Annotated in this window: 14 protein-coding genes; 12 read left to right on the top strand and 2 right to left on the bottom strand. The window is 53.9% G+C overall.

Features of this window, described 5'->3' with window-relative positions; translation table 11 throughout:
* Positions 1 to 410 precede the first annotated feature (410 nt).
* Positions 411 to 803: a hypothetical protein gene (locus tag M9Q49_RS18025; RefSeq protein WP_254510217.1), complete on the top strand. Its 393-nt coding sequence runs from the start codon at positions 411 to 413 to the stop codon at positions 801 to 803.
* 86 nt (positions 804 to 889) lie between these two features.
* Here the strand turns inward: M9Q49_RS18025 and M9Q49_RS18030 are convergent, their stop codons facing one another.
* A complete protein-coding gene (locus M9Q49_RS18030) occupies positions 890 to 1,120 on the bottom strand; it encodes a helix-turn-helix domain-containing protein (RefSeq protein ID WP_254510218.1) in 231 nt (76 codons plus the stop codon).
* 464 nt (positions 1,121 to 1,584) lie between these two features.
* Here M9Q49_RS18030 and M9Q49_RS18035 point away from each other — a divergent pair, with 464 nt between their 5' ends.
* The 11 genes from M9Q49_RS18035 to M9Q49_RS18080 all read left to right on the top strand — a co-directional run bounded on the left by M9Q49_RS18035 (position 1,585) and on the right by M9Q49_RS18080 (position 12,512).
* Positions 1,585 to 2,322 carry a hypothetical protein gene (locus tag M9Q49_RS18035; protein ID WP_254510219.1) on the top strand — a complete coding sequence of 246 codons (738 nt, stop codon included), beginning with the start codon at positions 1,585 to 1,587 and terminating at the stop codon, positions 2,320 to 2,322.
* Between the two features lie 111 nt (positions 2,323 to 2,433).
* On the top strand, positions 2,434 to 2,898 hold the full coding sequence (locus tag M9Q49_RS18040) for a hypothetical protein (protein ID WP_254510220.1): 465 nt from the start codon (positions 2,434 to 2,436) through the stop codon (positions 2,896 to 2,898).
* 67 nt (positions 2,899 to 2,965) lie between these two features.
* The gene (locus M9Q49_RS18045) at positions 2,966 to 3,178 is read left to right on the top strand and encodes a hypothetical protein (RefSeq protein ID WP_254510221.1); all 213 of its coding nucleotides are present in this window, start codon (positions 2,966 to 2,968) and stop codon (positions 3,176 to 3,178) included.
* 215 nt (positions 3,179 to 3,393) lie between these two features.
* On the top strand, positions 3,394 to 4,641 hold the full coding sequence (locus M9Q49_RS18050) for a hypothetical protein (protein ID WP_254510222.1): 1,248 nt from the start codon (positions 3,394 to 3,396) through the stop codon (positions 4,639 to 4,641).
* A gap of 468 nt (positions 4,642 to 5,109) precedes the next feature.
* Positions 5,110 to 5,361 carry a helix-turn-helix domain-containing protein gene (locus M9Q49_RS36120; RefSeq protein WP_390844304.1) on the top strand — a complete coding sequence of 84 codons (252 nt, stop codon included), beginning with the start codon at positions 5,110 to 5,112 and terminating at the stop codon, positions 5,359 to 5,361.
* 51 nt (positions 5,362 to 5,412) lie between these two features.
* Positions 5,413 to 6,624: a tyrosine-type recombinase/integrase gene (locus M9Q49_RS18055; RefSeq protein WP_254510223.1), complete on the top strand. Its 1,212-nt coding sequence runs from the start codon at positions 5,413 to 5,415 to the stop codon at positions 6,622 to 6,624.
* A 395-nt stretch (positions 6,625 to 7,019) separates the two neighbouring features.
* Positions 7,020 to 8,975: a recombinase family protein gene (locus M9Q49_RS18060; RefSeq protein ID WP_254510224.1), complete on the top strand. Its 1,956-nt coding sequence runs from the start codon at positions 7,020 to 7,022 to the stop codon at positions 8,973 to 8,975.
* A gap of 569 nt (positions 8,976 to 9,544) precedes the next feature.
* Positions 9,545 to 10,114, top strand: coding sequence for a hypothetical protein (locus M9Q49_RS18065; RefSeq protein WP_254510225.1), 570 nt, complete (start codon positions 9,545 to 9,547; stop codon positions 10,112 to 10,114).
* 238 nt (positions 10,115 to 10,352) lie between these two features.
* On the top strand, positions 10,353 to 10,619 hold the full coding sequence (locus tag M9Q49_RS18070) for a hypothetical protein (RefSeq protein WP_315861181.1): 267 nt from the start codon (positions 10,353 to 10,355) through the stop codon (positions 10,617 to 10,619).
* On the top strand, positions 10,616 to 10,813 hold the full coding sequence (locus M9Q49_RS18075; RefSeq protein ID WP_254510226.1) for a DUF2997 domain-containing protein: 198 nt from the start codon (positions 10,616 to 10,618) through the stop codon (positions 10,811 to 10,813). Before M9Q49_RS18070 ends, M9Q49_RS18075 begins: the two co-directional genes overlap by 4 nt.
* A 217-nt stretch (positions 10,814 to 11,030) precedes the next feature.
* Positions 11,031 to 12,512, top strand: coding sequence for an AAA family ATPase (locus M9Q49_RS18080; protein ID WP_254511863.1), 1,482 nt, complete (start codon positions 11,031 to 11,033; stop codon positions 12,510 to 12,512).
* 79 nt (positions 12,513 to 12,591) lie between these two features.
* On the opposite strand, the gene M9Q49_RS18085 is transcribed toward M9Q49_RS18080, so the two are convergent.
* Positions 12,592 to 12,813 (bottom strand): helix-turn-helix domain-containing protein, encoded by a 222-nt coding sequence (locus M9Q49_RS18085; protein WP_254510227.1) that lies wholly within the window; start codon positions 12,811 to 12,813, stop codon positions 12,592 to 12,594.
* Between the last annotated feature and the right edge of the window lie 534 nt (positions 12,814 to 13,347).

Consider the following 13,347-nt stretch of genomic DNA (forward strand, 5'->3'; position numbering starts at 1 on the left):
GAAGCGACTGGCTAGTCTGCAGCGACTCGGCAGTCAGCGTTTGAGAAGCAGTACTGTTTGGGCAACGTTGGTTTGACGATTTGGCTCATCGCTTCTGACAGTCGGAGGAAATTCCCCACCCGTTACCGGGCCCTCGACTTCAAGTGCCTGCGTTTTCAACCGACAACTACCCGCTTCGGTCCGACACGCCGAAGTCGCGAACGGTCCCATGCCCGGTGCAAAACTCCGTGAAATAAGTTAGGTTCGTGTCGGGTGCATCAGTTTGTGTGTACCTGGCTCGAGCGAAGAGCGGAGTACACCTTAATTCCGACGGAAATCGCGGCATATCACTGTGAAGATCGACTTATCGGTGGGAGCCCTGAGACTGCTGACTAATCCTCGCATTCTTCCTAAAAAAAGGGGGGCGTATCGTGCAGCTGAAACAGCTTGTAGCTCGACTTGAATGGGCAAATCTGAGCCAGCCGAAGAAGCTCGAAATAGCTAGAAAGATTGTCGCTGAACTGAATACGAACTTGGGCAAGGTCATAGAACTTGCATCGACGGTTTCGCTTCACACCTTGGAACACGACATTAGACTTGACAGTCAAAGTTGCGCTGAAGGTAATCGAGCGCCGAAGCTGGCTTTTAGGGTTCCGGGTGGAATCAGTGTATCGCTGCGAAGTCCAGCTGCTGAAGAAACACTGGATGTTTGCGACGACGAAGAACCTGATTTTGTGTCCTTTGGAGATGCGTCTTATTCAGTTCAGGAACTGATGCTTCCGTATGTCACAAAGTTGGCGAATTTGCTTGTGGACTGCAGCTAATCAAGCGACCGCGTTCGGTTCCTTCAAGGATGTCCTTCTATGCCGAATCAATACGTGAACGCGCATCGCGTCGAAGCTCGGCAGTCCTAGTTTTTCCCGGCCTTCTTCGTTCGCCGACGGACTTCAATGCTGGCGATCAGTGTTGAAGCCGAGATGCCCAGAGCGTCGCAAATTCTGAAGAAGACGTCGATGGTCGGCGACTTCTTGTCATTTTCTAACTGGCTCACGTAGGTGCGGTCGATTTCGGCGTCAAACGCAAGTTGTTCTTGCGTGACCCCCGCGGCCTTTCGAGCTTTTCTCAGTTCATCCCCCAGCATGCTGCGAGCCTAGTAGCACTCGCTGGGAATGTCTGTGTACTATAGTCTACAATTGAAAACTGGAGGTCAGCTTGAACTCGAACATGGTGCATTCCACGGCGTCCACGGTCTGCAAAGAGTGCGGAAAACCAATTGGCAACGAAGCTTCACTATGCCAGTCTTGTGCCACTCCCGGCCTCGCTCGGCAGTGGTTCGCAACCCTTTGCCGAAACTTTGCAACAGTAAGCGCGCTTCTTTTTGCCCTCGTGCTTGTCACAACGGCGGATCGAAACTGGATCGCGAACTTGCCCGTGGTCGTCGGTTTCTGCACAGTCAGCCTACTGATGAGAGGGCTGGCGGGGTTAGTTTGCGGAGATTCGGCGCAACCGTCGCGATGGACGCACGTTATTGTCGGATTGGCAGTAGTCGGACTAGTCGATTGGCTAGTGCGAAGTCAGCTACTGTGGGGTGCAATTGGTGTCGCGATGGTCGGTACTGCTGGGATTGCGATTCTATTTTCGATTTACGCTTGGTGGGTTCAACCCGCCACTTCGGCTACAAAATCCGCGGAGCCAGAAACAGTATCAACTGCGACGACCGCCGCTCCGCAACCCACCGCAACTGGTGGAAACGGCGGAAGGAATTGGATCGGAATCATCATTGCTGGCATTGTGATTGCGGCCTTGAAAGGGGAGTTTCAAAAGCCAGCGAATCGACCTGGCAATGCGAGACCGCAGCAAGTCAATGTGCAACTCACCGGAAATACCGAACGGTTCTGGAACGAGCAAATCGTAAAGCTCGCAATTCTGGAGCAGTCATTTCCAGAGCCTTCAGTCGAGCAGACGTTTGGTGAGTACATCCTTAGCGCTGAGAAGTATCTGACGAATGGCGTGAACGAGATTCGGGCAACTGATGGAGGCGGTGTCGCGGTCGATGCCGTCAGTCTTTTCAATCGGCAACGTAACGACGTCATCCAATTGCGCGATGCGATTATAGCAGCGCGATCAAAAGCAACGGATGCTGATCTCAATCGACCAGCGCACGAAGTCATAGCGGTCTCAGACGCCGCTTTGGCTGCCAATGCGTTACCCGCTAATGATCCAGCGGTATCGGCGTTCCTAGCTCTGCTTGGGCGGTTGGACAAACACGATGTTGAGCGAGCAGCGTTGCAAGGCAAGTTATCGGAGAGATTTCCAAATCGCCAGTTCAAGCTTCCTGAATGAGCTTCGAAAGCATCCTTTGCCTCGAACTCGCCAACCTTAATTCCGAGGCGTTTCGCGTCATATCTACTTGGGACGCCTTACTATTTCGAGAGCATCATTTAGGAGCAAACTTTGAAATCAAGTGATTCACCGCACTCTCAGCTTTCAAAGCTGCAGGGGCACGGCCTGAGACTTCGACAGAGCCTCGATCAATCTCAGGCAGTCGTCAGCGACCTCAACTCGCAAATTCGATCGTTGTCGGAAGCAGGTCTCGTCCACGAAGTCTTTCTCGTCGGAGATGCCTTTTACGCCGAACCGTATGAAGGCATCGACGACGCCGATATAGGCAAAGCGTTTGTTTCCACGCTTTCAACACCTAGCGGCTTCGGTGCCGCAGTCTGGGATACCGAGGAGTATTTCCAGGCATGCAGACAGTTCGATCCTGTCGAGTCTGTTTCGCGCGAGCGGAATGTTCTATTTGCAGAGTTGAGTCCTCGCGCACAGGCTCAATTTCTCATCGAAGTTCAGGCATTGATGGATCGCTTTCTCATCGCCATCGGCGCAAAACCTGTACGGCCGAAGTCGCAGGCTTCGTAGCAGAAATGATCACTCTGATCCGGCAATTCGCCAACGCCGAACTTCGGCGAGCAACGAGCATTTCTGAATGCCGCTGCTGATCACCTATCGGGGCAAACCGGTCAAGCGTCGCTTTCGACTCGGCTCCCATCTCAAACTCATCTTCTTTGCCCCTGCTCGCGGGCAATCTGGCGATCAGTTGATCGTTACTCAACAGGAATGGGACCGAGATGGTCGCATTCAGTTCGTTACACGACAGCAGATGCCCGACCTACGTCGGCTTGCTGACTACGGCACTTAACTTCGACGCTCAAGTCGCGTGCCTCCCTGTACGTGCGATGTTTATCACTCCGTGTGGGAGCGAGGCAGTTGCTTTCAGGTGTTATGCGGCCTCGTCATCGCCGCCGCGCTGGCCTGTGCGGCGCAAGCCTTCGCCGCTTGGGATGTGCCACTTACGCGCGTCGGACTTCAGCCACTATTTCTGTCCGTTCTTTCACAAGAAAAGGAAAACGCTTCATGCTCAACTCGAATCCGCTTGGTCATGCCAAAGTCAACACACGCAAATTGGTTTCGCAGTATTTCGCTCAACGACTTCCCGCGGATCGGTGGGAAGCAATGAGAGGTTGCATCGGAATCACGTTCCGCCCCGGGGGCTTCAAAGATGATTTTGCTCAGAAGAGTATCCTTCCCGCCGGAACCGCGACTATGTTTCAGCTGCATTACGAGGTACAGGCAAATCACGCGGGCGAGCCTCGATTGCGCATTCCTATCGTTGCGATCAGAGGATGTGATTTGCCAACCGGAGGGGTCTGTTATGACGAGCAATCCGCTCGCTTGCGGGTTGATTTGTCGTACCGACCACACGTGGGCGCACGAGGGTGCGTGATCGACCCTGAACGCAATCCGAGCTTGCTCGATACTGCCCTTCGGATCGACAAGGCTTGTCAACGAGCGGTTGCAATGAGAAGGCGACTGCAGCGTAACTTCCTTTATCCACGCGTACTGCTGAGTTTCACCAAGGAACTGTTGCCGACGTACCGTGACACACCAGCTTTGCGACAACTCGCCGCGCGTCGTCTGCAAGTTCCGGTGCGGAGGCTAGGATCAAACGGCGAACTGCTGCTTGACCGATTACTTCGTGAAACTTGGGACCAGGCGGTGTTACCACCAACTCATCCCAGAAATTGGACTGAAACGTATTTGGTACCGGCAGACCTTTGTCCGAACAGTTACGGATTCTTTCGCATCTACGAGGACTTCACCGATTTGCTTGGTGTTCCGACATGGAATCCCGCCCGGGATTCTATGGTTGATCGCTTTCACAACCCGGCAAAGGAGATCTTCGGAATACTCGGGCTAGGCGACCAACCAGACTTCAACGAGAAAATCCCGGACGACCTAATCGTACGGATGCTCTCCGAAATGCGATCACGGACAGAGGGATTCCGAGTGAATTTCTCTGACGAAGACTTGCTGGACGGTATCACGAGCCCTGAGCAATCACTGATTGCCTGGAGCCGTGTTCTTCCGAAACTTCGTGACGGTTTGACAGTCTTTGCAAATCAGTGTTCTACAGATCACGATCTGAAGGCCGCGGTCCTTCAGCCGTCGGAGCCGCTCTGGTTGCGGTTCGCATGTCGTGTGCAGGTTTCCCAATGCCTGGACACGACTTCGGTTTCTCCGATCTTTCCTGATAGAGACGCCGAACGGATCCCAGAGCAGCCGGGCTGCACGAGCACAGAAGGAAATTTGCTCGCCTGCTAGTGCGTCGAAGCTGAATGGCCGCGGTTCGCCGCGGCCATTCGATTTCTAACCTTGTTAGACCCAATCAACGAGGAATTCATTATCCGTGACGAGGACAATCTCGAGAACGTGCCAGACGATCGGGCACGTGTCATCGCTTCGCAGCTTCGCCTTTTGGAAATCTTGGCGCAACACTCGGCCGAGAAGCTGCGGCTGGGCAACGAAAGTAACGAAGGCCCACAAAAATCAACGCAATCGGTAATCCTGCCAAACGACCAAGGTAGAACCAGACGCTGCTAGAAATCCTGGACTTGCTCCGATTTTGCGCAACCCCTTTTCTAGCAAGGACCTGTGTCCAAATTGACCACTTTACTTCCTTGACACGCTTTTCAGATTGACTACAAGTGACTCTGCCCAGGGATTTTCGGCACCGCACTATGCGATGAGCGGTCATGCGCTCAGTCAAAATGCGCAGAAAGAAAATCCCCAATGTCTATCCAAAGTCGGAAGGGCTACTACTCGGTACGCGAAGTCGCAGAGTTGAGCGGATTGTCCGAGTGCACGATCCGTCGCTACGCTCGCGCAGGAAAAATTCCATCGTATCAACCTGCAGGCCCCGGCGGAAAGCTTCGCTTTCCGCTGGACTGCATCGAGCGCTCCGCGACTAGCGTTAATCACACGCCAGCGGCCCCTAGCCGCCTCTCTGGTCGCAAGCCGAAATGGCTTACCGACCACAACTAACTTTGCAGCGCAGGCGTCCTAGAGATGATCTGCACTTAGGAGGTTATGCGCATGGCTCGACCTTTCAAGAAACCACCCATTGCTTGTGAATTTTACTTTTGGCACCTGCGGAAACGCGAGGGCGTTTACTATGCCGACGTACGCTACAACGAAGTCGATCTTGGCAAACACAGCCTTAGCACTCGTGACCATGGCGAAGCCCTGGAGAATCTGAAGAAACTTGACCGGACTAAGGCGATTGAACGCGGAAAGCATGTTCCTAGCAAGTCCACCGCAACCGCCGATCTAATGATCGAAGAAGGTTGGAAATTGTACATGGCCGACCGGCAAAAGCCACAAATGTTTGGAGGAGTTAGTGAGGGATCAGCCAAACGCTACCGGACTGTGCAGCAGAAGCACATTGAGTTCTGTAGCAAACACGGCATTCATTTCTGGAACGATGTTGATGCCGCGAACACCGAAGCCTACGGCTTGTGGCTTGGCAAGAAAGATTATGCTGAGCGAACGATTTACCTCGAAGTGAACGAAGTGAAAACGGTGGTTAACTGGCTGATCGATACAAAGCGATTAGCGCCCGAGCACCGCATCGTACTTCCGCTGGTGAAGCCAGACGGTTGCGACGCTTATTGCTACACCTTCGAGCAAGTGACTGACATGATTCTATATTGCCAATCCACCGATCTTGGCTGGCTTGCCGATGTGCTAATCGGTTTGGCGTGTACCGGCCTGCGGATCAACGAACTTGCGTCACTCCGGTGGAGCGACGTTGATCTGAAGGCGGGGGTTCTACGACTTACCGATGAGCGCTGGAGTCATCGCCGGATCAAACTTGGGTCGGCACGCCATACAAAGGGGAAGCGGACACGTTGCCTGCCAATCCACCCTGAATTGACCAGGGTATTAGCTCGTCTTTCGAAGACAGTTGACGGTCTAATTTTTCATGGCCCGCTTGGATTGAAACTCCAAGACTCCACCGTGCTTCGGAATCTTGTGGACAACGTCATCGAGAAACTGAAATCGAAGTATCCGACGCCGGCGGGCGAGATAGGCTTCGAGCACGGCCGAGTTCACTCGATGCGCCATTACTTTTGCAGTGAAAGCTTTCGCAACGGTGCCACCGAGGCTCAGTTGCTGGAATGGCTCGGTCATCGAGATTCCAAGATGGTGGCCCACTATCGCCACTTGCGCCCCGATGACTCAAAACGACTGATGAGTTCGATGCGACTGCTTGACCTGAGTTCGGGACAGGACAAGACGGCTTAACTACACGTTCCCGAAAAACCAGGAGGTGCCGGCCAACTTCGGCCCAGAGGACGAGTGACGAAGACCTATGGAAGAGTGAAATCCGTTGAATTAGTCCCACTATTAGTCTCACTCGCTGGGACTAACGAAAAACGCCTGTCGCAAGTTGCTGCTCTGCAACAGCTTGCGACAGGCGCTGGGTAAATCAACGGAGAGGACAGGATTCCGCCGACCCAAAATTACAAGTCATGAGCCGGTAACGGCTTATGACTTTAACTCCTGGGCCGGCAAGGACTTGTTCATTCTCGCTTGTGCTCGTTTCTCGTCAGGGATTCTCACCTGTTGTCAACTCTCTTGTCCCACTGGGACAAGCGTAGAAGGTTGTTTCCGACGCCTCGAAATAAAGGCGTCCAGAGATGCTGCGGAAATCTGAGAATGGTCTTACCCCTCGCAACGGCGAGTCATTGATCGTCGCAATTGTCTGCCGGATTTCCGGCTGTGCAAAGCAAAAGGAGTTGAGCCTCGAAGATCAAGAAGATAACGGAAAGCAATTGATCGGAGAGCTTTACTCGGGCCCGGCGGAATATCGCGTGATCGCCACCAAAGGCAAAGGTGAGAACCTGGAGCGGCCGGAACTCGAACAGATTGCGGCCGCGTACAAATCGCGAAAGTACGATGTTTTCATCTTTGACGACCTGAGTCGCCTTATTCGCGGTGGAGAGGCGGCTCGCCTGCTCGGCGTCGGCGTCGATAACGGCACACGATCGATTTGCATCAACGATGGCATCGATACTGTAGAGGAAACTTGGGAGCAGGATGCGTTGAACGCTTGCGGGGAAAACGTGGCACACAATCAGCGAACGTCGATGCGGATCAAGCAGAAAACGATGAATCGCTTCAAGAAGTTTGGGGCGACGGCCAACCGCGCAATCATGGGTTATCTTGTGCCGGATGGTGCAAAGACGTACGCAGATTGGCAGAAGGATCCCCAACGAGAGGCAGTGATTCGCGAAGGATCGCGTCTCCTGCGTCAAACTCTAAACGGCGAGACGGTGGCAGCTTACTTTCGCGACAAAGGCGTACCGGTGGGTCCCTTTTCTCGGAACGAAAATTGGAACGGAACCATGGTGCTCCGTTACTTTCGCAATACATTGCTAAAGGGCTACCCGCAGCGCGGAAGAACGGCGACTGTAAAGCACCATGCCACTGGCAAACGCCACTCGCGAACGAACCCCAAGGGGCCAAGCTACTTTCATGCCCCCCATCTGGCGCACCTTGACCCCATCGAGTTCGATGAGCTCGTTACTCTGCTTGCCGAAAACAACAAGCATTTTAGGCGGAAAACCGAAAAGGGAGGTGATCCACGACTTGCGGTTCCGCGAAAGCGAACACGTTCATTCGGGCAGCATGCCCGTTGCTGGTATTGTGGGCGCCATTACGTATGGGGCGGCAATGGCATCACTGACAATCTGATGTGTTCAGGTGCCCGAGAACGGAAGTGTTGGAATTCGATCGGTTTCCCTGGAATTCTGACAGCCGAAAAGCTAGTCCAAGTCATCACCGAGAAATTGTTCGCCCTTGATGGGATTGACGACCAGTTTCGAGAACTTGTGCAACAGGCCAATTCCGGAGGGACTGACGGTCTAACTGCACGCTGGAAGAATTTGGAACGCGATGCGGCGACTCTTGCACGCAAGAAGGAAAGAGTTACGGAAGCAGTTCTTGAATATGGAAAGTCGTCCACAATTGGGGAGATGCTTGCGGAAATCGAGAAACTTGAAAAACTGCAAGCCGCTGAACGGCACTTTTTAGAATCCGCAAGGGAACGAACAATCGATGTTCCACCGTCTAGTGGCGAATTGCGTCGTTTGCTCACCGAAGAACTTCGGCGGCTCACAGTGAATTCGCTGGAGTTCGGCGAGTTTATTCGACAACTTATACCGTCGATGCATATATATCTCGTGCGAGTTTGCGATGGCGGACATCTCTTGCCTCGGGCCAAGTGTCGCCTGGATCTCGTTGGAAACTTCCCTGACGCAGATCTAATGCCAGAATTGAAAACGTTGCTGACTACTGATATCACGCTTGACTTGTTCGAACCGCCTCAGCGAGTTCGCATTCGAAGTGATGCGGTTGGGCTGGCGGCGGAGGGAGTCGAACAACGGGAAATTGCTGCTCGAATCGCCGAGAAGCCCACTCAAACGGCTGTCTGGAAGTCTCTCGAGTTACAGCGTCGAATGGACTTGCTGCAACTGAAAACCCCTTACGAACTCGTTTTTGCGCCTCCCGCCAATTACTCAAAGCTGCGGCGCCATCTGCATCCACAGTATGTGTTCGAGCCACTGAACCGTTACGTACCTCCAGAAATCTAGGAAGGAACGAGAACGCTGTGGCATCAACGACCCTGGCATACCGCCGGGGTCTTTTTATTTCTTGTTACCGGAGAGTGTTGTGCCAATTCAAAGCCGCCCGCACAAGAAACCGGAGAATCTAATCGAAACTCCCATCCCCTCGAATACCGTGCTGCACCGCTTACTCACACTGGTCGCAGTCGCAGTTGCTGCGCGACTTCGTGACGACAGTTGGAAGAATAAGAAGTCCGCGACAACAAATGATCAAAGTGGCGATTTGTTACGTCGTGAGACTTCGAACTGACTACACGCACTTATCGAATCTTTAGGCTGAATAAGCGTTCTCGTAATCGGCACGGGGATTCAAAGGCGCGGATCATGTAACAGTGATCAGCATTCACGATGTCTTACGACTATTCCCTATTCAAGTCAATTTCAACGGAAGGAGGTTAGGCAAATCAATACGCTGATTGGCTGCTTTGCAGTCACAGTTGCTGTTTTAGCAGTAGCTCTCGTGTGGCAGACGCGAATGCTTCGCGCAACTCGCCGGCTGCTGCGCAGAATTCTTACCACAAGGAGAACGAATTCCAATGAAACTACGACACATCTTGATCGTGAGCATCCCGATCGCGAGCGTGCTCGTCCAGACGGTCGGGTGTAGCAGTGACTCCCGACTCGGAGACCTGGCACAACAGGTCACGCACGAACAGGCAGCGCAGAACCAACGGATGGCGGAGTCTACGCAGAAAATCGCGCAGGGTAGTCAGCAATTGGTTGAGGCTGACGCCAAGGCCCGCCGTGACCTTATTCAAATGCAAAATGCGCTGAGACAAGACCAAGCCGAGCTTGCGAAGCAGCGCGACGCTCTCGAAATTGCGAGAGTCGAAGTCGCCGAGGACCGGCTTACCGATTCGCAGGTGGCTAATTGCATCATAGCCATCGGAGTACTAATAGCCGCCGTCGCGCCACTTGTACTGGCAGGGATCTCACTGGTGGGGCTGTGGCGAGAACCGACCCGAGAAGAAGAAGGGCACGTGCTCATTGAAGAATTGGCCCGGGAACTTATCCCCGACCAGGTTCCTCCACTTCCTCGCTTGGCGCAAAACAACATCGGCGAATTGCGTATCCAGGGACGGGATGCCGACGGCCACCGCGCTTGAAGCAACACACAGTCTGTTGATGTTGTCTTCAGCGCATTCAGTCGACTGAAAACTAATTTCAATATTTCGACTGAAAACTAATTTCAATATTTCGACTGAAAACTAATTTCAATATTTTCGAAAGGATCTGATCATTTCCCATATCGTTTTGATAAAGACTGAGGTCCGTGATACTGCAGCGATCATCGCAGCCTGCAAGCGTCTCGGTCTATCCCCGCCAGTCAATGGCCAACACAAGTTGTTCACCTCCATGGCGTCTGGTCTCGGCATCAAGCTGCCCGGCTGGAATTACCCGGTTGTCTGCGATCTCAGTACCGGCCAAGTGCAGTTTGATAACTTTAACGGCCGTTGGGGGGCGCAGCAGGAACTCGACCGCTTCCTCCAAGCGTACGCTTGCGAACGAGCTCTTATCGAAGCCCGAAAGAAAGGCTATTCCGTCACGGAGCAATTGCTCCAGAACGGTTCGATCAAACTGACAATTCACGTTTCCGGAGGTGCGGCATGACAAAAATCATCGAAGTGACCGTCCTACCCAGTGGTGAAACCAAGCTGGAAACCCAGGGTTTTGCGGGAACTGAATGTCGCGATGCCAGCCGCTGCTTTGAGCAGGCTCTGGGCGTATCTGGCCAGCAAAAGTTCACCGCCGAATACCATCAACAGTTGCGATCCACGCAACAATTGCGAGAAGGCCAACATTGAGCCCTGACGCTTCGCCATCGCAGCGCCAGTGTAAGAAATGTTCGCAAAAAGTACGGGCTAAATCAACAAACCGGGTTGTAGCTATCGATTCATATGCGCGCTTGCTTCGGAATCGCAGGCGGCAAGCAGCTGCCTTTCCAATCTTTACTCGCCAACGTAAGGGCCGGTGCGCGACCACCACGTCGCGCACCGGCTCTCGAATCTAAGGAAGATTTCTATGTCGCTTACAGAGCGCATGACCGAATTGGTGCGGGCCTGCTTCACAGGCTTGTGGATTGAATCGCATGAGCATGAGGAGGCGCTGGCCGAAATCGGTCAGCTTTGTCGGGAAGAGCAATGGCGTCTCGCAACTTGGGATATCGAAGATGGACTTCAGTTGCCGGGCCAAGCCGCAACCGCGGAGAATGGAAGCAGTGATCCGTTAGCGGCGATCCGGGCGCTGGCATCCTTTCCCGCTTCCGACTCCCCCACGCTATTGGTGCTCGTGAATTTTCACCGCTTTTTGCAAAGTGTCGAGATCGTGCAGGCTCTGTCGAAACAGATCGCCCACGGCAAGCAGAATCGGAGCTTCATCGTCATTTTGTCACCACTGGTTCAGGTGCCCGCTGAGCTGGAAAAGCAATTTGTGGTGCTGGAGCACGATTTACCGGGTCGTGAACAATTGACGGAGATCGCCAGGGGAATTGCCACAGAGCCCGGCGAACTCCCAGCGGCCGGTGACTTTGAACGCTTGATCGACGCCGCAAGCGGACTGACCCGCTATGAGGCAGAGGGGGCGTATAGCTTGTCGCTGGTGCGGCATGGCCGACTAAGGGCAGAGGTGCTCTGGGAACAGAAAGCACAGATGCTCAGGAAGAGCGGCCTCATTTCACTCCATCGCGGCAACGAGACCTTCGCAGAAATTGGTGGCCTCGACGCACTCAAAGCGTTTTGCCTGCGCGCGATGCGCAAGCAAGGCGAAGCAACTGCTTTGTTGCGACCGCGCGGAGTGTTGCTCTTGTCACCACCTGGCTGCGGCAAGAGCGCCTTTGCAAAGAGCCTCGGAAATGAAACTGGCCGGCCGACATTGACCCTCGAAATCGGCAATCTGTTGGGAAGCCTGGTTGGAGAAAGCGAACGGAACATGCGTCAAGCGCTGCGAATCGTCGACGCGATGGCACCGTGCGTGCTGTTCGCAGATGAATTGGAGAAAGGACTGGCGGGAGTCAGTGGCAACGCAGGAGATTCCGGAGTCGCGTCGCGAATATTTGGTCAATTGCTCACTTGGTTGAACGACCGTTCAAGCGACGTCTTCTTCGTTGGGACCTGCAATGACATTTCGCGATTGCCACCGGAATTTGCGCGGGCTGAACGTTTTGATGCCGTGACGTTCATTGACCTACCGGATCAATCGCAACGGCGGAGGATTTGGGAAATGTACCTCGCTAAATTCCATTTGAATCCTGCCCAGCAAATCCCCAACGACGACGAGTGGACCGGCGCTGAAATCCGCGCCTGTTGCCGGCTCGCTGCCCTTCTGGACCTGCCACTGAATGCCGCCGCCCAGCATGTGGTGCCGATCGCACGCACTGCCGGCGAAGCAATTGAAAAACTGAGGAACTGGGCCAGTGGTCGCTGCTTGAGTGCGAATCGAACAGGCATTTTCCAACGGGGAACTCCGCCGCGGCGCAAAGTAGACCGTGAGGCTTCGCAGAATTGAAACCGAGGCGTTAAGCGAATGTATCGGTCGCGTTCCGGCTGATGCAGTATGTTCGCTAGGATTATCAGAGCGTTCACACTCACAGGCCCTTCATCAACTCGGCAATTGAAATCCCTAGGGCGTTGGCAATGCGCTCGATATTCCTCAGGGCGACATTTCGCTCGCCGCGTTCAATTCCGCCCATATAGGTTCGGTCGAGCTGGCACTCATGGGCGAAGTCCTCTTGTGACCAGCCCTTAGCAGTGCGCAGGGACCGCACCCGCTGGCCGAAGTTCTCCAAGATGTCGGCCGTCTTTGCCATCTCCGGATCATGGTTACAGAGATGCCTATCGGTCGACGGACTATGAGTATCTTTTCAGTCCCGAGCTGGCTACACTGCCGAAACACAGCGCCATGTAGTCCTACGCGGAAAGCTTGCTCCCACGTCACGAGAATTCCCCAATCACGAAATGGAGATACTTCAATGACCCAACGAACCTGCCAGGTCTGCGGCCGTTCGGTTCCACTTGGCGACGGAAATTGTCCTTTCTGCGGAGGCGAAAGGTCGGGACCGTTCACAGCCTCGCGAGCGCGTTTTAGCACACCGCCGGCCATCTGGTGGCTGCTTAACGGCACTGTCATTTTTTTGTTGCTGCTAAATGTGATTGTTCTGGCGCTCCCCGCACAATCCGGGGGACGGCCGGCGCCTCGCGTTCAGCCAAATTCCGCACCGATCCCCAAGACCTTTGCCGATGTACACGGGCGCGTGCAAATAATCGCGACTTCGGATTTGTTCTTCCCCTGCATCAGTTTGGGCGTAATGTACGTCTTCACAAATCGCGCCACATCAGCCTTG

The sequence above is a fragment of the Anatilimnocola floriformis genome, from assembly GCF_024256385.1.
Taxonomy (GTDB): Bacteria; Planctomycetota; Planctomycetia; order Pirellulales; family Pirellulaceae; genus Anatilimnocola; species Anatilimnocola floriformis.